The sequence below is a fragment of the Roseobacter cerffii genome (assembly GCF_054226325.1).
Genome location: NZ_CM135757.1, coordinates 343,886 through 364,666, shown reverse-complemented (window position 1 = coordinate 364,666; position 20,781 = coordinate 343,886). Strand labels below are relative to the sequence as shown.

Genomic DNA, 20,781 nt, shown 5'->3' with positions numbered 1-20,781 from the left:
TGACGGCTGTCCGCGAACCTGGGTGCCGCCCCTTGCGGCAGCGGTATCCTAGCCTGCGCGCCACGTCGCTGCCAAGCCACAATCGCCGCCGGGCGAGATGCCGCAGACCTGCGGCTTGTGACCCCTTCAACCTCTGGTTAGAACGAGCGGAGGTGTTGGCAGCTGCGCAAAGGACATGGCGAGATGACCCGAACCCCACCCGATCTGTGCGCCGATATGGCCATCTTGCGCCCTCAGATCGACGCGATCGACGCCGCCCTGATTGACCTGTTGGCCGAGCGCAGCCGCTATATCGACCGCGCCGCCGAGATCAAGAAGGGCGTGGGTCTACCTGCGCGCATCACCGACCGGGTGGAAGAGGTGGTCCGAAACGTGCGCGACCGGGCTGCTGTGCAAGGTCTCGACCCCGCTCTGGCGGAGCAGATCTGGCGGGACCTTATCGAGTGGTCCATCACACGCGAAGAGGTGGAGCTGGACGCCTGACCACACTCAACCCAGCGGTGCGCAGCCCGCAAGCCCGGCCGGCAGCACGATGACAGCACCAGCGCGATAGAGCGCGCGCACCAGATCCGCGTCCTCTCCCGTCAGCACTGTTCCCAACGCTGTCTGTTCCACAATGGAAATCGTCTCGGGCAGCGCCTCGGCAAAGCCCGGCAGGGCGGCGGGCACCAGAGCTGCGGGCGCCGATTTCGGCACGAGCATGACCGCGGCGAGTACGGCGATCCATCCGGTGAACAGGCAGCAGAGGCCCAGCATCACCCTAGTAATCATGGATATGCTCCACGCGCGTGCCGTCCTGCTGGTACTGGCGCAGGCGTGCGCCTAGGTCGCGCACCTTCAGGCCGACGAGATGGCGATAGTCGTTATAGCCTTGCCGTCGCAGGGTGCTTTGCGCATCATCGAATGTGGGGGCCGCGCTGATCACGGTGAGCATGATATCATCATTCCCTGCAATTTCGACAAAATCGACGCCACGCGACGCGAGGTCCTGCAGCAGATGCGTGAGCGCACGGTAGCGGATCGTCTGGACCTCGAGCCCTTCGTCCCGCACCGCGATGACTTCCAGCCCCTCTTCACCCTGCCCCGGATACCCCGTGAGGACCATGCGCAGGGTCAAGTCATCCGCCCCAACGCTCTCCACTGCTGCGGCGATAACTTGGGCGTAGGCGGCCTTGGCGCCATACTCCAGCCCCAGAGCGATGCGTCGTTCACGATCCCGCAGCGCGTCCGTTGCGGCGGCCCCAAGCGCTTCGGCGTCAGTGGCGAAATCCCAGCGGTACCATGGCACTTGCTGAAGGAAGGTGGCGTAGCGGCGCGCCTGATCAGCGGAGAGGTCGTCAAGCGGCGTACGTTCAGAGCCACGCAGGACGGTGGCTATGCGTCCCAGCGTTTCTTCATAGGCGGCTTTCATTAGCAGCTCGGCGGTGAAGCTGACGCCGATCACATAGACCATCTGCTTGGTCTCACCCGGCACGCCGCCATGGGCGCTGGCGACGCGGGTCACGTCGCAGAGGGTGGACCAGAACCCAGTGATGCTGCGCAGAAAGCCGAAGGTGTGCGGATCGTCCGTGGCGATCACCTGCGCGTAGTCATCATAAGCGTGCACGATGTGCCATTCGGGATAGGTCAGATAGGTCCGGCTTTCGGCCCGGTGATGCTCGGGCGGCAGGATCGCGTCATAGGGCTCGGGCGCCGCCTCGCCACGGCAGGCGAGCTCGGTGTACGCCACCGGCGCAAGCAAGCCGGCAACACTGAGCAGAAGCACCAGAAGGACGCGCCCGAGCCAGCGGCCAAACGTCCGGATCACGCGCGCCTCAGCCCCGCCCAGAGGGCGAAGGCGCCCAGAGCCAGATGCGGGAGGTTTGCGGCCAGCCGCAGAAAGGTGAACGACAGGCCCGCGGATGCATTGGTGAAGATGCCGAGATCGAGATAGCCATAGCCGGTGAAGAACCCGAAGATGCCATCCCCAAGATAGAGGGCTCCGAAGACGATCAGGAAGAACCGGGCGGCGGCATGAGACCGCAGCCCGGCGTAAAGCGCCCAGAGCGCGGAGGCCACGTGCAGCGCGTCATCGAAGATGTCGAGGGCGAAGATGCCGAAGGCGAGCCCCGCCTCGTCCGTCAGCCCCGGGATGTAGTTCAGCGATGCCGCCGCCATCAGGACGACAAAGTAGCCCAGGCAGATCTTTTGCAGGTGGGTCACAGGGTCTCCAGATAGCTGTCCCAGAAATTACTACGGAAAAGCAGACCGGGGTCCAGTGTCCGTTTGGCCTCGGCGAAGTCCACCGCCCGCGGGTAGGCCGCAACGAGTTGCGCCTGTGTGGGGTGCGGACGGTAGGGCAGGTAATAGCTGCCACCGATCTCGGTTATAGCGCCCACCAGCGCGCGCGTCATGCGCTGCATATCCGCCTCGGCACGCGCGGTCTTTTCCTGGCTGAAGGACATGACTGCGGCGATGCGCGGCTCAGTGGCATAGCTGAGCCAGCTCTCCGCATCGGTGTCGATGTAGCGCAGGGTGACGTTCAGGAACTCCTGGTAGGAGGCTGGGATGATATCGCGGCAGAGCTGCAGGAACTCCGGGAAGCGTGCGGGCGAGACGAAGTATTCATGGAGGATATCGACGCGCTGCGGGTTGCGATCGTCCAGCGTCACCACCGGCTCGTTGATGAGCGAGTTGCGGGTGCTGGCGCCACCGCCGACCATCGGGCCGAGGCCGGTCTCGAAGCTCCAGCGCAGTTTGCGGCCTCGTTCACTGCCGAGTTGCGTGCGATAGACGCGGCTCGCAAGCCGCGACACCCAGCCAGAGCCGGACGCGGGCGGCAGATCGGACTGATCTGCGCTGGGGCGATAGGTGACCATGAAGGCCTCTTCGAAGAACGCATCGTGATCCACGTTCAGCCGACCGTAGGCCATATTCACCTCTGGGTCGGTAACGGCTTTGACAAAGGCGTCGCCAAAGGCGTCTGCGGGCATCTTCTCAAAAGACGGATTCAGGCGCAGGTTCGGCTCGGCCGCGACCTCCATGGCGATGATCACGCCGGTGAGACCGTAGCCACCCATGCTCATGGCGAAGAGCTCGGGGTTTTCATCGCGGCTGCAGCGGACCAGATCGCCGTCGGGCAGCAACAGCTCGATGGCGCGGGTGGTGGCGCCCATAGGGCCGAAAGGCACCGCCCAGCCGTGGGCATTCACGCAGAAGGTCGCGGCAATTCCGAAATCGTGGTTCGACTGCATCACCTGCGGCGAGAGCCCCACCGGGTCAAGCGCCGCAATCACCTGCGACCAGCGGGCGCCTGCGTGGGCGCGGTAGCTCTGGGCGGCGCTGTCGATTTCGACAAAGCCATTGTCGAAGGTGATCGCATGACCCGCGCGCGGGATCGCCTGCCCGCCCATCGAATGCCGCGCTGCGCCGACATTGACAGGGCGCCCTTCAGCTCTGGCCTCGGTCATTTCGGCGCGCAGCCGCTTGACCAGTGCGGCGGTCGGGTCCTCGGCCATGACGATATGCTTATGCACCGGCGTGGCACTGAGCTCGCTCGCATCGTTCAATGTGGTCTCGGAGGGTGCCGTCTCTGAAACGAGGCGCGGGGCGATGCGCGTCAGATCGTTGTCGAAGGTGCGGGCCGCCACGGCCCCGATCACCGCGCCGCTGCCCAAGAGCACCGCGCGTCTGCCAAATGTCTTCATATCAAACTCTTTCTTCAAATAATCGTACCAACACCTGCGCGCCAACCTACCGTTGAAATCGTGCCCCGTCTAAAAAGATCGTATGGCGAGCCACAAAATCTCTGTGGGGTGCAGCGCACGACACGCGCGCAAATCATTGGCAGCGCCCCGCATCGCGACCCCATTCTTAACGGTCCGGTCACGTTCCCGCTTTGCCAGGAGGCTGGAACGGGTAGTCTGTCCGGCAATGTCGCGTTGACGCAATTGATCGGGAGGATACGACCTATGGCAAAGCCACGGATCTATGAAGGCGGATGTTTGTGTGGCGCCATCAGGTTCGAGGTGACGGGGCCCATCGCGAAGCCGCATAGCTGTTCCTGCCGAATGTGCCAACGTCACAGCGGAGCGCTGACAGCGGTCTGGGTCGAGCTTCCAGCGGATCGAGTGCGCTGGACGGGCGCGGGTGGCGCGCCTGCGACCTACCGTTCATCCAAGGCCTCGTCACGCGCATTTTGCCCGGCCTGCGGCAGCAGCATCGGTGCCATCGACGATGATCCGATCGTGGCTCTGCTGCTCGGTGCCTTCGACAAGGCCCACTACAAGGAGTTTGCGCCCGGAGCGCATTCCTATGTGACCCCGCGCCCGAAGTGGTGGAAAGTACATATCGCCACCTGAACCCGCGACCAATTGAGGACTCAACATAACGCGGTCTGCCCCCTATACTTCGACTGCAAAGTCATAAGAAAAACGTGACCCGGGCCGCCCGCAGTAGACGCGGTGCCCGGATGCGCGTCGCGCGGGAGGACACCACAATGTGCAAGATTTTTGCCAGCCAAGATCCGAGCCGGTACCAGCTGCAAACCCGTCGGCTGCGGCTGAACGGACAAAGCACCAGCATCCGGCTCGAAAACAGTTTCTGGAGTATCCTCGACGAGATCGCAGAAATGAACGAAATGTCGACCCCGGCTTTCATCTCGACGCTGCACAGCGAGGTGCTGGAGCAGCGCGGCGAGCCGAAGAATTTCTCGTCCTTGCTGCGCTGCGCCTGCCTTGTCTTCCTGGACCGGAAGACCGACCAGGACGTGACGCACCTGGCAGCAGAATAGCTCTGCTTCAAAATCCGGTGACGTAGTAGCGGGTTACTACCCGCGCGCGGCCCCCAGTGATTTGCTGAGACGATCAGCAAATGAACCAGGGGAGGTCGCTTTGGCCAAAGCCATCCACAGCATGATCCGTGTGCTCGACGAGGAAAAGTCGGTTGCCTTCTATCGCGAAGCTTTTGGGCTGGAGATCGCGGATCGGCTGGACTTCACAGATTTTACACTTGTCTACCTGTCCAATTCGGAAGTGCCTTTCGAGGTCGAACTGACCGTCAATAAGGGCCGTACGGACCCGTATGATCTGGGCGATGGATACGGACATCTGGCTGTCTCGGTCGAGAGCCTCGAGGCCGAGCACGCGCGCTTTGTAGCGGCTGGCCTCAAACCCCGCAAGATTGTCGAATTTGCGCCCGACGGGAAGCTGGTGGGCAAGTTCTTTTTCGTCGCCGACCCGGATGGCTACCAGATCGAAGTTCTGGAGCGCAGCGGTCGGTTTCTCTGAGCGCGCAGGCGCTCGCATATGTTCAGGATTTGAGGGAGGAGACTCAATGAACAGATCAAGCAAGCCAAGGGCGATGACCCGACGCCAGCTGCTGAAACACAGCGCGGCAGCCGGAAGCGCATTTGTCGTCGGCGCAGGCTACCTCGCCGGCGCTGATGCAGCCTGGGCGACAGAAACCGGCGCCCTGCAGCCGCGCACGATGGCAACGCTCGTGCAGATGGCACGGGACATCTATCCGCACGACCGGGTAGGCGATGAGTTCTACGTCGTCGCGGTGAAGGGTTATGATACGGCGGAGGCTGCGGAGGAGGTCGAGGCGGGGGTCGCGATGCTCGACGCTGCTGCGCAAGGCAAGGGCCACGGCAGCTATCTCGACATCGGCTGGGAGCGGGACCGGGTCGATCTGCTGCGCCAGATCGAGGAAAGCCCGTTCTTCCAGAAGGTGCGCGGCGGGCTCGTCACGGGCCTCTACAACCAGAAAGCGGTCTGGCCGATCTTTGGCTATGAGGGCGAGTCCTTCAGCCAGGGCGGCTATCTGGACCGTGGTTTTGACGACATAACCTGGCTTTGAGCCATAGCCTGGGAGGAGAGAGATTATGGCTGCACCTTTTGAATTGAGTGACGCATCGGTCGTCGTGGTGATCGGCACGGGCGCGGGCGGCGGCGTGCTGGCAAATGAACTGGCCCAGAAGGGCGTGAGCGTCGTCGCGTTGGAAGCGGGCGGGCGGTACCTGCCCGAGGACTATGTGAACGACGAGTGGGAGGCCTTTGGTCAACTGTCTTGGCTCGACCCGCGCACGACGTCCGGTGACTGGCGGGTGGCGAAGGACTTTTCCGGCCTGCCTGCGTGGATCGTCAAGGCGGTGGGCGGCACCACCACCCATTGGGCGGGCGCCTCGCTGCGGTTCCAGCCGCATGAGTGGAAGGCGGCGGAGACATACGGTAACGTACAGGGCGCGAGCCTGCTCGACTGGCCTATCGACGCCGAGGAGATGGACCCGTGGTACGATCTGGCTGAGAAGAAGCTGAACGTCACGCGCACCAACGGCAACGCGGGCCTGCCGGGTAACAACAACTACAAGGTCTTCGAGGCGGGCGCGAAGGCGCTGGGATACGAGCAAGTGCATACAGGCCGCATGGCGATCAACAGCGCTGATGGCGACCGGCAGATGTGCCAACAGACTGGCTTCTGTTTCCAGGGCTGCAAGTGGGGCGCGAAGTGGTCGGCGGCTTACACCGATATTCCGCAAGGCGAGGCGACCGGCAATCTGGAAGTGCGCGAGCGCGCCCATGTGCTGCGCATCGAGCATGGCGACGATGGCCTCGTGAACGGGGTTGTCTACGCCGATGCGGACGGCAATGAGCAGAAGCAGATGGCGCGCGTGGTCTGCGTGGCGGGGAACTCGTTCGAGAGCCCCCGGTTGCTGCTCAATTCCGCTACCTCCATGTATCCCGATGGGTTGGCCAACAGCTCTGGGCAGGTCGGGCGCAACTACATGCGGCACCTCACGGGCTCGGTCTATGCGGTCTTCGACCAGCCCGTGAAGATGTGGCGCGGCACGACCATGGCGGGGATCATCCAGGATGAATCTCGTCATGATCCGTCACGCGGGTTTGTTGGCGGATACGAGTTGGAAACACTCAGCCTCGGCCTGCCCTTCATGGCCGCTTTCCTCGATCCGGGCGCCTGGGGCCGCGAGTTCACATCAGCGCTCGATCAGTACGAGAACATGGCAGGCATGTGGATCGTGGGCGAGGACATGCCGCAGGAGACCAACCGCGTCACACTCAACCACGCTGTGAAAGACCAATACGGCATGCCAGTGGCCAACGTGCACTACAGCGACCACCCGAACGACCGGGCGATGCGCGATCATGCGTTCCAGCAGGGCGCGGCGGTTTACGATGCGGTGGGCGCCACCCGCACCTTCCCGACGCCGCCGTACCCGTCGACGCATAACCTCGGCACCAACCGGATGTCGGAGAATGCGCGTGATGGGGTGGTGAACAAATGGGGCCAGACCCATGACATCAAGAACCTGTTCATCTCGGACGGCTCGCAGTTCACGACGGGTGCTGCGGAAAATCCGACACTGACCATCGTGGCGCTGGCAATCCGGCAGGCGGACCATCTGGCGCGAGAGCTGTCTGCGCAGACACTGTAAGGCGACAACACTCTGGAGGCGGGCGCCCGACACGGGCGCCCGTTTTCATTTGAGGCGCGCCGATTTTGGTCATCGCAACTCAGGAGTTTCGACCGTCTCCCCAAACTCTTCGGCGCCGCAAGAATCTATCATCCGGCTGTCGCGGTTTGACGCCGAGGGGTTCCGCTTGCCTTTAGGCTTGGGCAAATTGGGCGGCAATGGGAGACGCGGAGGTACGATGCAACCCGAAGGCCACAGCGAATCCGGTCACCCGACCAGTTCTCGGGGACTAAATGACCACCCAAGCCTTTGGATTCATGGCGCGGGCCTTTCGGCAAGCACGTGGCGGGAGATAACCCGAGACCTGCCGCATGCGCGGACGCCGGACCTGCCCGGTCACGGCACCGCCGCCCCGATCAGCCCGCCGCGAGTTGAAGCATTTGCCGGAGCGCTGCTTGCTGAGATACCGCCTGGCTGCATTCTGATCGGTCATTCGCTGGGCGGGATGGTCGCGTTGGAGATCGCCGTGCGTGCCCCGGATCGCATTGCGGCGCTGATCCTCGTCGAGGCGGTGCCAACGGTGCGCGACAGCCTGCTCAAGAGATGGTCAGCTTGGATCGCCGCGCGTATGCTGTCGAACCTGTCCCCCAAGGCGGTGGCCTGGCTGTCAGGGATGGGCCAGCCGGAGGCGACGCGGCAGGAGTTGCGCGTCCAGCTGACACGACACTCAAAGGCCAGCCTCTCCGCCGCACTCGACGCGGCGCTGCACTATGATGGCCGGGTTCACCTTAAACACATCACCCCGCCGACACTGGTCATCACGGGGCGCGACAACCGCGCCACCCATGGAGGCGCTGCCCTAATTGCGCAGCAGGTGCCGACTGCGGAGCATGTCACACTGCTAGGCGGGCATATGCTGCACTGGGACAACCCATCAGGGTTGCGGCAGGCGATCGATGCGTTTCTTCAGAAGCGGTTGCGCTAAAGCCCGATCAGGCCGCAGGGAGAACACATCAGATCGGACCCGTGGTCGCGCGCAGAACCAGTTCAGCCGAGACCTCGGAGACCGACGCAGGCCCGGCAGGTTCCGACAGCCGTTCGAGCATCACTCGCGCGAGGCGTCGGCCGAGCTGATAAGGCGAGACCGCCATCGTGGTGAGCGGCGGTGTCGCCACGGCGGCATCGGGGATGTCGTCAAACCCCACCACCGAGACCTCTTTGCCCGGCTGCAACCCCATCCGCCGAATGCCGTGGCAGGCGCCAAGGGCAACGATATCGCCGTTGCAGACGACTGCCGTGGTTTCGGGATGGGCCGCCCGCAGCGCTATCATCGCCTGCATCCCTGCCTGCTTGATGTCGTTTGAATCCCAGATGACGGGCGTACCAAGCGCACGGTCGGCCATGACCGTCTTGTATCCGGCAATGCGTTCGCGCCGCACGGCGGTCAGCTCCTCACCTCCGAGATACGCGATATGTCGGTGCCCAAGGTCCGCCAGATGATTCGTCGCCTGCGCCGTCGCTTCGGCGTTGCGAATGCCCACATGATCGAACCCGCTCGCCTCTGGACGGCGCAGGAAGGTGACCGTTGGAATGCGATGGGCGGCGAGCAACTCGAATGTCTTCTGCGGCGTCTGCTCGGCTGGCACCCAGAGCAACCCACCACGGCCATTGCGGATGAAGGCATCGATATGACGGCCCTGGCGGTCGGGGTCATCGCGCGCGTCGAGCACAGACACGAGGTAACCATCCGCTTCCAGAAGATCGCTCACTCCGCTGATCACCTCGGCGTTGAACGGATTGGAGATCTTGTTGATCACAAAGCCGATTTCACGGTTCTGGCCGGATCGCATCGAGGCCGCACGGTTGTCCGGCACGTAGTGAAGCTTTTGCGCAGCCTTGAGCACCTTGGTGCGGGTCTTTTCCGAGATTCGCCCCGCGCCGCGCATCACCTGACTGGCCGTCGCGATGGACACGCCAGCCTCTCGAGCGACGGTTTCAAGTTTCGGTTTGCCTGCCATTCCACGCCCAGATGATTAAACGATATATCGAAATTCTTCCACCAACAGGGCAAAACATCAATGATTTTCAGTTATTTTCTCAATGGCTTTCCGCGCATGCACGGCATACGGGCAGAAAAACATTGACATCTGATATAACGTTATATCAAAATTAACCATCGAATGGCGACCCAGCGTTCAGTCACGTCGCCGACCGAGACTGCGGGGCAAGGACGTCATGTCGTCTCTATCCGTCCCGCACATGCGCCCCGCGTCTGATCGCGGAGCAGGGAGAGACAACGCAAGGGGGAGGAAAAAATGACCCTTCGATTGAAGATTGCGGGCGCCGTATCCGGGCTCGCCGTTCTGGTGGGCGCCACGGTGGTGCAGGCCGACGTGCTGTTTTGGTCGACACAGGCCAAGCCGGTGGAGGAAGCCCAGGCAATGCGCGAGCAGGTTCTGGCCGGTGCCGGAGATACGGTTGACTATCAACCGAACGATGGCGGCCCTTGGCTGACACGTTTGAACGCCGAGCTGCAAGCGGGGTCTGGATCGATAGGCGTGCTTGGGGCGCTGCACGGGGATTTCTCGGCGATGGACCCCGAGAACCTGATTGATCTCGACGCTCTGGGCGTAAGCGCCGCAAGCGACACATTCAACAGCCTTGCCCAGCTCGGCACGGACAAGCCGCAGTACATTCCCTGGATGCAGGCGAGCTACATCATGGCCGCAAACAAGCAAGCGTTGGAGTATCTGCCCGAGGGCGCGGATATCGACGCCCTGACCTACGACCAGCTGATCGCATGGGCGGCGAATGTGCACGAGGGCACAGGCTCGCCGAAGTTCGGCTTTCCGGCCGGTCCGAAGGGGCTGAAGCACCGGTTCTTCCAAGGCTATCTCTATCCCTCCTACACCAACGGCGTGGTGCGGACCTTTGCGTCACCCGAGGCCGTCACCGCCTGGGAGAAATTCGCCGAGCTGTGGGAGCATACGAACCCCGCCTCGACCAACTTCTCCTTCCTTCAGGAGCAGCTTTTGTCTGGGGATGCATGGATCGTCTTCGACCACACCTCGCGTCTCGCACAGGCCTTCAATGAACGGCCCGACGACTTTGTTGCCTTCCCGGCACCCGCAGGCCCGGCGGGGCGCGGCTTCATGCCGGTGATCGCAGGCATCGCCATTCCCAAGACCGCGCCCGACATGGATGCGGCAAAGGATTTGGTGAAGTACATGCTCTCGCCCGAGACGCAGATCGCGACCCTGCGGGCCACCAGCTTCTTCCCCGTTGTAGACGTGGAATTGCCCGATGATCTGCCGCCTTCCGTGCAAGCCGCAGGCGCGGCTGTCGCCAAGATGAGCGGCGCGCCTGATGCGAACCCCGGCCTGCTGCCTGCCGGTCTTGGTGACAAGGGCGGTGATTTCAACCGGGTCTTCGTCGACACCTTCGAGCGGATCATCCTGGCCCGTCAGCCCATCGAGGCCGTGCTGGAAGACCAGAAGAAGCGCCTGGCCGCCATCATGGAAGAGACCGGCGCGCCGTGCTGGGCCCCTGATGCGCCGTCCGAAGGCGCCTGCCCGGTCGAGTAACCGCTCAGGCCTCGTCCGGGCCTGCCCTCCCGGGCCCGGACATCCTCTCCTCTGAAAACACATTTGTGGCGCGGATGCGCCAGTCAGGAGTGCCGTCATGAACGCCCGGATCCTTCCGTACGTCCTGATCCTCCCGGTCACGCTGTTCTTGTGCCTGTTTTTCCTCTACCCCTTTGTTCTTGTTTCGAAACAGGCCTTCAGCACCGGCGCAGGCTTCACCCTCGATAACTTCCGTGAGGTCGTCTCCTACTGGAAGTTCCCCATCTCCATGCAGAACACGCTGCTATTGGCCGCCGCGGTGGTGCCCGTGCAGCTGGCGCTGGCCCTCCTGATGGCCACGATGGTCAATAGGATGCAGAAGGGTCGCGACATCGTCCTCTACATCTGGACCATCCCGCTGGGTATTTCTGACCTCGCCGCGGGCATCATCTGGCTGGCGATCTTCGAGCAATCGGGCTTCCTGAACTCGATGATGAGCGGGTTGGGGATCGTCGATCAGCCGGTCAACTTCCTGTCCTACACACACCCCGGGATCGTCTTCCTCGCCATTGCGTTGGCCGAGATCTGGCGGGCAACGGCGATCATGCTCGTGATCCTCGTGGCAGGCATCGGGCTTATCCCCAAGGAATACTACGAGGCAGCGGAGGTCTTCGGGGCCTCGCCTTGGAAGCGCTTCACGCGGATCACCCTGCCGATGCTGCGGCCTTCCTTGCAGACGGCGCTGGTCCTGCGCGTGATCTTGGCCTTCGAGATATTCGCGGTGGTCGCAGCGCTTGGCGGCACGCTCTTCCCAGTCCTCATGGGTGAGACCTACGCCTATCAGTTCGACCTGCTCGACAGTGGAGCAGCGGCGGCGATGGCGCTGATCATCCTCGGCATCTCGATTGCCTTCACCCTCGTCATCCTGCGCGTGCTGCGCGTCCCGAAAGGAGCAACGATATGACCGATGCGACTGCAACAGACGTCGCCCCTGGAGATGCAGGGGCGGCCGGGCGGTATCTTTACATCGCCTCCGTCGTCTTCCTCTGCGCCTGGGTGATCGTGCCGATCTACTTCCTGCTGATCAACACGCTGTCGTCTCCGGAAACCGTCAACAGCTTCCCCAAGCCGTTCTGGCCGGAGTTCGACCTCGGCAGCCTGACCTTCTTCGCAGGCTTTGCGGGGATGCTGACGGCGCTGAAGAACTCGGTGCTGGTGGCGGCGATGACTATGGTGATGTCAATCATCATCGGGGCACCGGCAGGCTATGCGCTCTCGCGCTTCGATTTTCCGGGCAAGGGGCTGTTTCGACTCCTGATCCTGCTGACGCGGGCCTTCCCCCTGCCCCTTCTGGCGCTGCCGCTCGCGGTGATGTTCATCCAGACGGGGCTCGATGACACGGCCTTTGGGCTGGCCCTCGTGCACACCACACTGGCCATTCCATTTGCGGTGCTGATCACCTTCTCGCTCTTCTCCGGCATCCCGATTGAGCTGGAAGAAGCGGCATGGACCCTTGGATGCACGCGGCTCACGGCGTTTACCAAGGTGGTACTACCGCTGATCCTGCCGGGCATCACCGCCTCGGCGATCTTCGCCTTCGTGATCTCGTGGAACGAAGTGTTCGCGGCCGCCGTGCTGACCATCGAGAACCGGACGCTCACCGCGTTCCTGCTGCAGAACCTCGACACCTCGCCGCTGCATCTGAAATTTGCCGGTGGCTTCATCCTCGTGGTGCCCGCGCTGATCTTCATCTTTGCGGTGCGCAAGTACCTCTTTGCCATGTGGGGCATCGCCAACCGTTAAGGAGGGCGGCGACCAGAAAAAGGAACCTAAGATATGGCTCGTATTGAAATCAAGAACGTCGCAAAGACCTTTGGCGCGTATCAGGCGCTGCATGACATCAACCTGACCATCGAAGATCAGGAGTTCATGGTGCTGCTGGGCGCCTCGGGCTGCGGCAAATCCACCTTGCTGCGCATCATCGCGGGGCTGGAAACGGCCACCACTGGCGAGGTCTGGATCGGTGGGCGGCGCATCGACAACCTCTCACCCAAGGATCGCGGCATCTCGATGGTCTTCCAGAACTACGCGGTCTTCCCGCATCTGACGGTCTTCGAGAACATCGGCTTTGGTCTGCGGATGCAGAAGCTGCCGAATGACGAAGTCACGCGCCGGGTCGAGCGCACGGCGGGGCTGATGCATATTGAGCAGTTGCTGAAACGCTATTCCGGGGAGCTATCGGGCGGTCAGCGCCAGCGGGTCGCGGTGGCGCGCGCGCTGGCGATGGAGCCGGATGTGATCCTGATGGACGAGCCACTCTCGAACCTCGACGCGCTCTTGCGGATGGAGATGCGCGCGGAGCTAAAAGGCGTGCTGGCCGAGAGCAAGACGACGGCGATCTATGTGACCCACGATCAGGTGGAGGCCATGAGCATGGCAGACCGCATCAGCGTGATGCACGAAGGCAAGATCGTGCAAGCCGCCTCGCCCATCGAGGTCTATCGCAACCCATCCGCCGAGTTTGTCGCAGGTTTCATCGGCAACCCGCCTATGAACTTCTTACCCGCCAACCCAGCGGAGAGCGGCAAATGGCAGGTAGCAGGCCAGGTGATCGATGGGCCGGGGGCCTCCGCGCCCTTGAAGTTCGCGATCCGCCCTGAAGACCTGCGTCTTTCGGAAGATGGCATCAAGGCAGTGGCAAAGGTGGTGGAGCCCTTGGGCGCGCATCTGTTGGTCACCTGCGAGGTCGATGGGCAGCTTTTCCGTGCGGTCCTGGACAGTGACTTCAAGATTAAACCCGGCGAGGTGCTGACGCTGACGCCACAGCCCGATCGCGTGCGTTGGTTTGATCCGCAGACCACGCTGGCCGTCGCGTAGGGGCGCTCATGACAGAAGATCTGATCGAACAGGCCAAGGCGATCCTGCGGCGCAACGACCGGGGCGGCTATACCGTACCGACCCATGGGCTCTATCCCTTCCAGTGGAACTGGGACAGCTGCCTCAGTGCGCTAGGGTTTTCGCACTTCGACGAAGAACGCGCATGGACAGAGATCGACACGCTCTTTGCCAATCAATGGCCCGACGGGATGGTGCCACATATCGTCTTCCACGAAGAAGACGATGGATACTTCCCCGGTCCGGATGTCTGGCGCACCGGGCGGTCGGTGCCCACGTCGGGTATCACGCAACCGCCCGTCGCAGGCTTTGCTGTGCGTCGCCTCGTGGACCGGGCACGCGACCCGGACTTGGCGGCCACCCGCGCGCGCGCGCTGCTGCCGATGATCCACGCCTGGCACGAATGGTTCTATCGCTGTCGCGACCCGCAGGGCACCGGGCTTGTCGCAATCATTCACCCCTGGGAATCCGGGCGTGACAATTCCGTCGATTGGGATGACGTCTTCGAGCGCGTGCCCACAGAGGGTGTCGAACCGTTCAGTCGCCGCGACATTCAGCACGCCAACCCCTCGCATAGGCCCACGCAGGCGCAATACGAACGCTACATCTGGCTGGTCCAGCGGTTCCGCAGCTTTGGCTGGGACAATACCAGACTCCACGACGCCTCGCCGTTTCAGGTGGTCGACCCCGGCTTCAACGCCATTCTGATCCGGTCATGCACCGATCTTGCAGACCTCGCCGAGCAGTTTGGCCTGACAGAGATGGCCGCGCAATCGCGCGCCTTTGCAGCCCGAGGCATCGCCGCAATGGAAACGCTCTGGAGCGATGGCATTGGTCAATATCTCTGTCAGGACCGGACCACAGGAGCGTTGATTCAGAGCCCATCCATCGCGGGCTTGCTGGCAGGGTTTGCGCCAATCCCCGCGTCGCGAGCAGGGGCAATTGCCAAGCGGCTCGCCACTTTGGGCGGACAGGTGGACTACCTTGTGCCAAGCCACGAGCCAAGCGCGGCGGAGTTTGACAGCCTGCGCTATTGGCGCGGGCCTGTCTGGCTGATCGTGAATTACATGATCGCTGATGGGCTCATTCGCAGCGGTCAGGGGGGCATTGCCCAACGGATCGTCGCGGATAGCCTGCGCCTGATTGAACGCAGCGGATTTGCCGAGTACTACGACCCCATCACCGCCGAACCCTGTGGCGGCGACCAGTTTACCTGGACGGCAGCCATCGTCATCGAATTTCTCAATCAGGAACTGACACCTGCATGAAACGCTCGCGGATCAACGACATCATGGCGGACGCGGATGAGATGATCCGCGCGTGCGGGTTCGTTCTGCCACCCTTCGCCTATTGGTCACCCGAGACGTTCAAGGCCCGGCGTATCGAGGCGGCGGCGGTGATTGAGGCGCGCTGTGGTTGGGACATCACCGACTACGGTGCCGGTCGGTATGATGAGATGGGCCTCTTTCTCTTCACCCTGCGCAACGGGCGCCTGGCTGATCTGCAGCGCGGCGGCGGCATGTGCTATGCAGAAAAGCTGCTGATCTCGAGACAGGATCAGCTCAGCCCGATGCATACCCATGTGATCAAGGCCGAGGACATCATCAACCGGGGTGGCGCCACGCTGGTGATCGAGCTCTTTGGTTCAGATGACCACGGCCGATTTGCCGAAGACCGGGGCGGTACGGTCTGGTGCGATGGGCTGCGCCGCGATTTTGCGCCCGGTGAGAAACTCAAACTGGCACCCGGCGAGAGCGTCACGCTCATGCCCGGCGACTGGCACGCCTTCTGGGGCGAAGGTGGCGATGTGCTGATCGGCGAGGTCTCGACAGTTAACGACGATGAGACGGACAACATCTTTCGCGAACCCATCGGGCGCTTTGCCGAAATCGAGGAAGATGTAGACCCCACCCACCTTCTGGTCAGCGACTACCGCAGTTGGTTGACATAAGGCGCAGCTATTCCTGACGGTTCTGCCGCAAAACAGTCCTGGACGGGCTCAAACGGCTGACCTTTGCGGGATTGCCGGACACCAGCGTATCCGCTGCCACATTGCGGCGCACCACCGATCCCGCTGCGATGACGGCACCCTCACCGATCCGGACATCGGGCAGGATCACCGCGCCAGCGCCGACGGTGACATGAGCGCCGATTCGGACGTTGCCCGCTATTGTAACTCCCGGCCCGATACTGACGAAATCGTCAACGAAACTATGGTGCCCGATATTGGCGCTGCGATTGACGAGGGCGTAGTCGCCCAGCACGCAGAGCCCGCCGATCACCGCGCCAGCGTTCACGAAGGCGCCCTGCCCCAAACGTGTGCTGGAGGCAATGATCGCCGTCGGGTCGAGCAATCCCGGATGTGGTGTAAACCCTGCTTCGAGCGCCTGATCACGCAATGATTGACGGTTCCCCGGCGCAAAGGCACAAGGTACGAAGGCAGCACCTGGAAAACGCGCCATACAGTCCTCAAGCGACATCAGCTTGTCGCGCTGCCACAACCGGTTCGTGTCATCACGCGACACCGCGGCCAGCAGTATAATCCCGGTCCGCCGGACCGTCTCCTCATAGTCGATCGTGAGAGGGCTCTTGGTCCCAAAAAGGATGATATCGGGTTTAGGCGTCATGAAAACCTTGCGGATATCGGACAAAGCACCCTTCGGGCGCGGGTCTTTCGCGGCACAACGCACGCGGTGGACAAAACATTTCTTCGAAAGACATGCAACTTTTGCACCGCTTTGTGAACGTGTTCATTTACAATATGCCGACCCACGGTAACCATTTTTCCACATTTATTTCACGCGAAGGCCCCACAAACGTGCTATGACAGCGCCTGACTTTCATTGCAGGCGGATCAAATCCACCAAAACCCTTACCAGCGAAGCTTAAGGCTTAACACTTTCAAGCAGCGGTTCACGACCGCCGAATGCCAAGAATACTTTTGAAGAACAGAAGATTTAGACAACACCAAATGCAAGACGACATCGCCATACGATCGACAGACGCCAAGGTGTCGGCGACCGGGACACTGATCCATGACTGCCGAAGAGGTGTCGTGCAGGTGCCGGGCAAGGGCGAGGTCGCTCTCACCCCTGACGAGGATGCGGTTCTCTTCTGGTGCACATCGGGGGCGCCCCTTGAACGGCTCGGCCAGTTGAGCGGTACACCAGTTGGCCAGTTGGAACAGCTGCAGGCGGGGCTGGCCGACAAACTTGGGCTAACGACCGACAGCTTGGCTTCGTACCACCTGCGCTATGCAGATGGCGAAGCGGTCCGCCCCAGCCAGCCGTGGTCGAAGCGTACGATGGCGCAGTGTGTCCATGACCGGCTCGCGCAACGTAATCCGGACGAGATGTTTCTCTATCTGGCGGAGGGCGGCGCGCTGAGTGTCGGCGAACTCTTCCAGTTGGTCGTCAAAGTCCGTGCGGCGTTTCGGGCTGCTGGTGTCGAATGCGGGAACGTGATCGCCGCGGACAGCTCCCTGCGGTTGGAAACCTACGTGCTCACGCTTGCCGCGTGGCTGCATGGTGCGCCGATCATCCGGCTTAACAATAATGCAGGCCGCGAGGTGATGCGCAGCCAGCTGGATCGCACCCCGGCCAAGCTCACCTTCACTGTGCGCTCTGATGATCTGTCTGATCTGCAAAGCGCAGGTCGCGTGATCACCCTCGCTGACGATCTGGAGCACACGACGGACGGAGATTTTGAAACCTGGTTGAGTGCCGCGCCAGAGCCTGTGGCCGCCGACGAGACACCTGCCGCCGTCAGCCCTGAGGATCTGTGCATTATCTCCTCCACCAGCGGCTCGACGGGTCTGCCAAAGGCGGTTCTGCTGTCACATGGCGCGATATGGTTCGGGGCTGACCGGGCCACCCGCCTCGCCGACTTTTCCAGCGATGACCTCCTGTGCTCCGCTGGCGATTTCATCGGCGACATGTCGTCCCACGTAGCGCTCCATATTCCGCTGATGCGCCCCACCAAGGTGCTGCTGCCCAGAGCCAGATCACGTCGATCACCGCTCGACTTCGCGATGGACTGCGTCACAGCAAATGTGACAGTCGCAATGGCGGTCCCGGCAGCGCTGCGCGCAATCATGGCCTCCGGCGACCGGATCGCGGGCCCGTTTTCGCGCCAATTGCGCTACCTCATGAGTGCCTCGGCGCCCTTCGGCACGCCGCTGGCCAAGGCCTTCCGCGCACGGTCCAACGCGCAGATTATCGAATACATGGGCAGCCGCGAATATGGTGGCGCCTTCCTGGCGCGCACCAATGCCGTCCGCGTCTTGAGCGCCGGAGGTGGTTTCGAAAACGAAGTGCTGGCCCGATTGGTGACCGCTGAGGGCAAGCTTGCAGCGCCCGGTGAAACCGGCAAGCTTCTCGTGGTGTCGCTGAGCACGATGGACGGCTATATCAGGCCCGACGATCAGGACGCGAACGGGTATGCCAGCCTGCCCGAGCGCCCACCGGGATATGCGCTGTGGTTCGATAGCGGTGATCTCGCCTGCTATAACGCGGACGGCGGCATCACCCTTCTGGGGCGGTCAACGGACCTGATGAAGGGGCCGGATGGGCAGATCGTGATGCCAATCGAAATCGAGAACATCCTGCATGCCGATGCGCGGGTCAAAGAGGCTTGCGTGTTTTCCGTCCTTGACCCTGAAGGCTTTGAGCGGATCGGGGGTGCGGTGATCCCGAAGGGTGAAATCGACCCATCGCTAGAGCCCGCTTTGAGAGCGCTGGTACAAGAGAAACTGGGGCACCTGAGAACCCCTGTCGGCCTGATGATTGCGGGCGATGTCCCGCGGGTCGCACAGAACAAGGTCAATAAGGCCGCGCTCAAGGCACTGTTTATAGAGCAAAAATTGCAATCGACAGAAACGCAGAACGAGTTTTACTAGGTAAGGATTGTTGACGTGTTAGAGAAAATGATCAAGGTAGACCAATCCCGTCAAGTGGATGCGATCAGCTGGATTGACCGCTGCCTAAGCGCTGCGGACCCCGGGCAACCGATCCTCGTCATCGACGGTAAGGAGCTGAGCTACAAGCTCTTCGCACAGCGGGTCAGGAAGCTGACCCGCGTGCTGGGTGAGCTTTGCGATGCGCAGGCTGGCGTGGCGCTGTGCACCCGATCCCCGGTGGAGATGGCACAGCTCTTTGTCGCTGCCTTGCGCGCGGGTATCCCCGTCATCAGCCTCAACCCCGATCTGACCAGTGCCGAGCGGCGCCTTGCACTGACGGCCAGCGGCGTGTCCCACGTGGTGCTCGACCGTGACATCCTGGACCAGGCGCCGCTGCCCGAGGGGCTGACACATACAGCCATCGAAACAGAAGCCGCGGCGACCGGGCTGGTCGGGCGGCTTCTGGGTGGTGGTGCCTCAAAGACAGCGCGTGCCGGTCTGGCAAAGCTGATCGACGCGGCTGAGCCGGTCGACGAGGCCGTCGCACCGGACCCCGATAGCACAGCGATGCTGCTGATGACCTCGGGCACGACCAGCCAGCCCAAGTTCGTTGAGCTCAGCCATCGCAACCTCGAGGCCCAGCTCAAAGCCTTCGCCGAGGTCTACGGGCTTGATCGCGACGCGCGCATTCTCAATCCGCTGCCGCTGCATTTCACCGATGGGATCATGCATGGCCCTCTGCACGCGCTTTTTGCAGGCGCGACGCTCTACCGGCCATCGTCCTTCCAGTTCGAGCAACTCGAAGATCTGGTCCTGTCGATCTACCGCGACCGTATCAGCCATTTTATCACTGTGCCGACGATCATGGCGATGATCATGGGGCTGCCCGCGTCATTCGACGACGCCTTCGACACGCCCGAGTTCAAGATGATCCGCTCCAGCGGCGACCGTCTGCCCCTCCCGCTGTGGGAGGCCTTTGAGGACCGCTTCGGGATCATAGTGACCAACACCTACGGGCTGTCTGAGACTGTGAGCGAGGCGACGTATTGCTACCCGGCGGACCGATACAAGCGCGGCACAATTGGCACGCCCGTCGGCTGCGAGGTCGAGCTTCGCGACGCCGACGGCAACGCGGTCGACGTGGGTGTGGAAGGCGAGCTCGCCATTCGAGGCGACATCATCGCCAAAGGGTATCGGGCGAGCCCGGAGTTGACTGCGGCGGCCTTCCGGAATGGATGGTTTAAGACCGGCGATCTGGCGATCCAGGACGCTGACGGATTTCTGACCATCACGGGCCGCTCCAGCGGGATCATCATCTCGGGCGGCATCAACATTCAGCCAGCCGACATCTCCGATACGTTGCTCCGCCATCCTTCCGTCGCCGGTGCGGTGGCGTTTGGTGTGAGCGATCCAACATTCGGTGAAAAGGTGGTGGCAGCTGTGACCCTGGCGCCGACGTATGACGCAACCGACGACACAAAGGCGAATTTGATCGCCCACTGTCGAGAGCATCTCGCTCCGCACAAAGTCCCACGTGATCTCATGATGCTCGACCAAATCCCACGCACGCCGTCGGGCAAGGCTTTGATCGGTGAGTTGCAAACACTTGCTCAAACCGCCGGGGCAAGCGGCGGGAAGAATGGCGTGCCGTTGGAGGAAGACGTACTCGTTCTTGCGGCGGAGGTTTTCAACTGCCCTGCAGAAGAGCTGTCGCTAACCTCCGAGCCGAAGACAACCGTCGGCTGGGACAGCTTTGCGCACGTCCAATTGATCCTCGCGGCCGAGACGCGATACGACATCAAGATCCCGGCGCGGGACTTTCTTGGTGTGAAGACGCTGGGCGATTTGGCGCGTTTGCTGGAGAAGACCTGTGGCCAGGCAGCCTGATCAGAAAGATAGCCGCAGCTATCTGGAAGCAAACCAACAGGCGGCGCCACCAAGGGTCTGGGCCGTGGCAGGTGTGCTCGTCGCGCTCTTTGTCCTCGGCATCGGCCTTTACGACGTTTTGCGCTGAC

The 20,781-nt window shown here is 62.3% G+C and carries 22 protein-coding genes; 16 read left to right on the top strand and 6 right to left on the bottom strand.

Annotated elements, in window-relative coordinates:
- The first annotated feature begins 183 nt into the window (after positions 1–183).
- Positions 184–483, top strand: a complete 300-nt coding sequence (locus tag ACVC7O_RS01760; RefSeq protein ID WP_458324394.1) for a chorismate mutase — start codon at positions 184–186, stop codon at positions 481–483.
- A 6-nt stretch (positions 484–489) separates the two neighbouring features.
- Here the strand turns inward: ACVC7O_RS01760 and ACVC7O_RS01755 are convergent, their stop codons facing one another.
- The 4 genes from ACVC7O_RS01755 to ACVC7O_RS01740 are packed head-to-tail and all read right to left on the bottom strand — an operon-like array spanning position 490 to position 3,686.
- Positions 490–771, bottom strand: a complete 282-nt coding sequence (locus ACVC7O_RS01755) for a hypothetical protein (protein ID WP_458324393.1) — start codon at positions 769–771, stop codon at positions 490–492.
- On the bottom strand, positions 761–1,807 hold the full coding sequence (locus ACVC7O_RS01750; protein WP_458324392.1) for a hypothetical protein: 1,047 nt from the start codon (positions 1,805–1,807) through the stop codon (positions 761–763). Before ACVC7O_RS01750 ends, ACVC7O_RS01755 begins: the two co-directional genes overlap by 11 nt.
- On the bottom strand, positions 1,804–2,202 hold the full coding sequence (locus ACVC7O_RS01745; protein WP_458324391.1) for a hypothetical protein: 399 nt from the start codon (positions 2,200–2,202) through the stop codon (positions 1,804–1,806). Before ACVC7O_RS01745 ends, ACVC7O_RS01750 begins: the two co-directional genes overlap by 4 nt.
- The gene (locus ACVC7O_RS01740; RefSeq protein ID WP_458324390.1) at positions 2,199–3,686 is read right to left on the bottom strand and encodes an FAD-binding protein; all 1,488 of its coding nucleotides are present in this window, start codon (positions 3,684–3,686) and stop codon (positions 2,199–2,201) included. The genes ACVC7O_RS01745 and ACVC7O_RS01740 overlap by 4 nt, the downstream gene beginning before the upstream one ends.
- A gap of 264 nt (positions 3,687–3,950) precedes the next feature.
- Between ACVC7O_RS01740 and ACVC7O_RS01735 the strand changes: the two genes are divergently transcribed.
- The 6 genes from ACVC7O_RS01735 to ACVC7O_RS01710 all read left to right on the top strand — a co-directional run bounded on the left by ACVC7O_RS01735 (position 3,951) and on the right by ACVC7O_RS01710 (position 8,396).
- Positions 3,951–4,340, top strand: coding sequence for a GFA family protein (locus ACVC7O_RS01735; protein WP_458324389.1), 390 nt, complete (start codon positions 3,951–3,953; stop codon positions 4,338–4,340).
- Between the two features lie 137 nt (positions 4,341–4,477).
- Positions 4,478–4,771: a ribbon-helix-helix domain-containing protein gene (locus tag ACVC7O_RS01730; RefSeq protein ID WP_458326015.1), complete on the top strand. Its 294-nt coding sequence runs from the start codon at positions 4,478–4,480 to the stop codon at positions 4,769–4,771.
- A 100-nt stretch (positions 4,772–4,871) separates the two neighbouring features.
- Positions 4,872–5,267, top strand: a complete 396-nt coding sequence (locus ACVC7O_RS01725; protein ID WP_458324388.1) for a VOC family protein — start codon at positions 4,872–4,874, stop codon at positions 5,265–5,267.
- A 46-nt stretch (positions 5,268–5,313) separates the two neighbouring features.
- The gene (locus ACVC7O_RS01720; RefSeq protein ID WP_458324387.1) at positions 5,314–5,838 is read left to right on the top strand and encodes a twin-arginine translocation signal domain-containing protein; all 525 of its coding nucleotides are present in this window, start codon (positions 5,314–5,316) and stop codon (positions 5,836–5,838) included.
- Between the two features lie 25 nt (positions 5,839–5,863).
- The gene (locus ACVC7O_RS01715; protein WP_458324386.1) at positions 5,864–7,432 is read left to right on the top strand and encodes a GMC family oxidoreductase; all 1,569 of its coding nucleotides are present in this window, start codon (positions 5,864–5,866) and stop codon (positions 7,430–7,432) included.
- A 217-nt stretch (positions 7,433–7,649) separates the two neighbouring features.
- On the top strand, positions 7,650–8,396 hold the full coding sequence (locus tag ACVC7O_RS01710; protein ID WP_458324385.1) for an alpha/beta fold hydrolase: 747 nt from the start codon (positions 7,650–7,652) through the stop codon (positions 8,394–8,396).
- 28 nt (positions 8,397–8,424) lie between these two features.
- On the opposite strand, the gene ACVC7O_RS01705 is transcribed toward ACVC7O_RS01710, so the two are convergent.
- On the bottom strand, positions 8,425–9,429 hold the full coding sequence (locus tag ACVC7O_RS01705; RefSeq protein WP_458324384.1) for a LacI family DNA-binding transcriptional regulator: 1,005 nt from the start codon (positions 9,427–9,429) through the stop codon (positions 8,425–8,427).
- A gap of 297 nt (positions 9,430–9,726) precedes the next feature.
- On the opposite strand from ACVC7O_RS01705, the gene ACVC7O_RS01700 reads away from it, so the two are divergent.
- The 6 genes from ACVC7O_RS01700 to ACVC7O_RS01675 all read left to right on the top strand — a co-directional run bounded on the left by ACVC7O_RS01700 (position 9,727) and on the right by ACVC7O_RS01675 (position 15,820).
- Entirely contained in the window at positions 9,727–10,995 is a 1,269-nt protein-coding gene (locus ACVC7O_RS01700) for an extracellular solute-binding protein (RefSeq protein ID WP_458324383.1), read from the top strand.
- 97 nt (positions 10,996–11,092) lie between these two features.
- On the top strand, positions 11,093–11,938 hold the full coding sequence (locus tag ACVC7O_RS01695; protein ID WP_458324382.1) for a carbohydrate ABC transporter permease: 846 nt from the start codon (positions 11,093–11,095) through the stop codon (positions 11,936–11,938).
- On the top strand, positions 11,935–12,777 hold the full coding sequence (locus ACVC7O_RS01690) for a carbohydrate ABC transporter permease (protein ID WP_458324381.1): 843 nt from the start codon (positions 11,935–11,937) through the stop codon (positions 12,775–12,777). The genes ACVC7O_RS01695 and ACVC7O_RS01690 overlap by 4 nt, the downstream gene beginning before the upstream one ends.
- A 33-nt stretch (positions 12,778–12,810) precedes the next feature.
- Positions 12,811–13,851 carry an ABC transporter ATP-binding protein gene (locus ACVC7O_RS01685; RefSeq protein WP_458324380.1) on the top strand — a complete coding sequence of 347 codons (1,041 nt, stop codon included), beginning with the start codon at positions 12,811–12,813 and terminating at the stop codon, positions 13,849–13,851.
- Between the two features lie 8 nt (positions 13,852–13,859).
- A complete protein-coding gene (locus tag ACVC7O_RS01680) occupies positions 13,860–15,137 on the top strand; it encodes an amylo-alpha-1,6-glucosidase (protein WP_458324379.1) in 1,278 nt (425 codons plus the stop codon).
- Positions 15,134–15,820, top strand: coding sequence for a D-lyxose/D-mannose family sugar isomerase (locus tag ACVC7O_RS01675; RefSeq protein WP_458324378.1), 687 nt, complete (start codon positions 15,134–15,136; stop codon positions 15,818–15,820). The genes ACVC7O_RS01680 and ACVC7O_RS01675 overlap by 4 nt, the downstream gene beginning before the upstream one ends.
- 7 nt (positions 15,821–15,827) lie before the next feature.
- On the opposite strand, the gene ACVC7O_RS01670 is transcribed toward ACVC7O_RS01675, so the two are convergent.
- Complete coding sequence (locus ACVC7O_RS01670; protein WP_458324377.1) at positions 15,828–16,496, bottom strand: acetyltransferase; 669 nt, start codon at positions 16,494–16,496, stop codon at positions 15,828–15,830.
- Positions 16,497–16,840: 344 nt separating this feature from the next.
- Here ACVC7O_RS01670 and ACVC7O_RS01665 point away from each other — a divergent pair, with 344 nt between their 5' ends.
- The 3 genes from ACVC7O_RS01665 to ACVC7O_RS01655 are packed head-to-tail and all read left to right on the top strand — an operon-like array spanning position 16,841 to position 20,780.
- Positions 16,841–18,766, top strand: coding sequence for an AMP-binding protein (locus tag ACVC7O_RS01665; RefSeq protein WP_458324376.1), 1,926 nt, complete (start codon positions 16,841–16,843; stop codon positions 18,764–18,766).
- Between the two features lie 15 nt (positions 18,767–18,781).
- The gene (locus tag ACVC7O_RS01660; protein ID WP_458324375.1) at positions 18,782–20,653 is read left to right on the top strand and encodes an AMP-binding protein; all 1,872 of its coding nucleotides are present in this window, start codon (positions 18,782–18,784) and stop codon (positions 20,651–20,653) included.
- Positions 20,637–20,780, top strand: coding sequence for a hypothetical protein (locus ACVC7O_RS01655; protein ID WP_458324374.1), 144 nt, complete (start codon positions 20,637–20,639; stop codon positions 20,778–20,780). The genes ACVC7O_RS01660 and ACVC7O_RS01655 overlap by 17 nt, the downstream gene beginning before the upstream one ends.
- Position 20,781: the final 1 nt, after the last annotated feature.

Excerpts from the sequence above, each read along its gene's own strand:
- ACVC7O_RS01730 (WP_458326015.1), top strand. The coding sequence starts at position 4,478 with ATGTGCAAGATTTTTGCCAGCCAAGATCCGAGCCGGTACCAGCTGCAA.
- ACVC7O_RS01755 (WP_458324393.1), bottom strand. The coding sequence starts at position 771 with ATGATTACTAGGGTGATGCTGGGCCTCTGCTGCCTGTTCACCGGATGG.
- ACVC7O_RS01680 (WP_458324379.1), top strand. The coding sequence starts at position 13,860 with ATGACAGAAGATCTGATCGAACAGGCCAAGGCGATCCTGCGGCGCAAC.
- ACVC7O_RS01700 (WP_458324383.1), top strand. The coding sequence starts at position 9,727 with ATGACCCTTCGATTGAAGATTGCGGGCGCCGTATCCGGGCTCGCCGTT.
- ACVC7O_RS01715 (WP_458324386.1), top strand. The coding sequence starts at position 5,864 with ATGGCTGCACCTTTTGAATTGAGTGACGCATCGGTCGTCGTGGTGATC.
- ACVC7O_RS01670 (WP_458324377.1), bottom strand. The coding sequence starts at position 16,496 with ATGACGCCTAAACCCGATATCATCCTTTTTGGGACCAAGAGCCCTCTC.
- ACVC7O_RS01760 (WP_458324394.1), top strand. The coding sequence starts at position 184 with ATGACCCGAACCCCACCCGATCTGTGCGCCGATATGGCCATCTTGCGC.
- ACVC7O_RS01690 (WP_458324381.1), top strand. The coding sequence starts at position 11,935 with ATGACCGATGCGACTGCAACAGACGTCGCCCCTGGAGATGCAGGGGCG.
- ACVC7O_RS01735 (WP_458324389.1), top strand. The coding sequence starts at position 3,951 with ATGGCAAAGCCACGGATCTATGAAGGCGGATGTTTGTGTGGCGCCATC.
- ACVC7O_RS01675 (WP_458324378.1), top strand. The coding sequence starts at position 15,134 with ATGAAACGCTCGCGGATCAACGACATCATGGCGGACGCGGATGAGATG.
- ACVC7O_RS01665 (WP_458324376.1), top strand. The coding sequence starts at position 16,841 with ATGCAAGACGACATCGCCATACGATCGACAGACGCCAAGGTGTCGGCG.
- ACVC7O_RS01740 (WP_458324390.1), bottom strand. The coding sequence starts at position 3,686 with ATGAAGACATTTGGCAGACGCGCGGTGCTCTTGGGCAGCGGCGCGGTG.
- ACVC7O_RS01695 (WP_458324382.1), top strand. The coding sequence starts at position 11,093 with ATGAACGCCCGGATCCTTCCGTACGTCCTGATCCTCCCGGTCACGCTG.
- ACVC7O_RS01710 (WP_458324385.1), top strand. The coding sequence starts at position 7,650 with ATGCAACCCGAAGGCCACAGCGAATCCGGTCACCCGACCAGTTCTCGG.
- ACVC7O_RS01685 (WP_458324380.1), top strand. The coding sequence starts at position 12,811 with ATGGCTCGTATTGAAATCAAGAACGTCGCAAAGACCTTTGGCGCGTAT.
- ACVC7O_RS01720 (WP_458324387.1), top strand. The coding sequence starts at position 5,314 with ATGAACAGATCAAGCAAGCCAAGGGCGATGACCCGACGCCAGCTGCTG.
- ACVC7O_RS01705 (WP_458324384.1), bottom strand. The coding sequence starts at position 9,429 with ATGGCAGGCAAACCGAAACTTGAAACCGTCGCTCGAGAGGCTGGCGTG.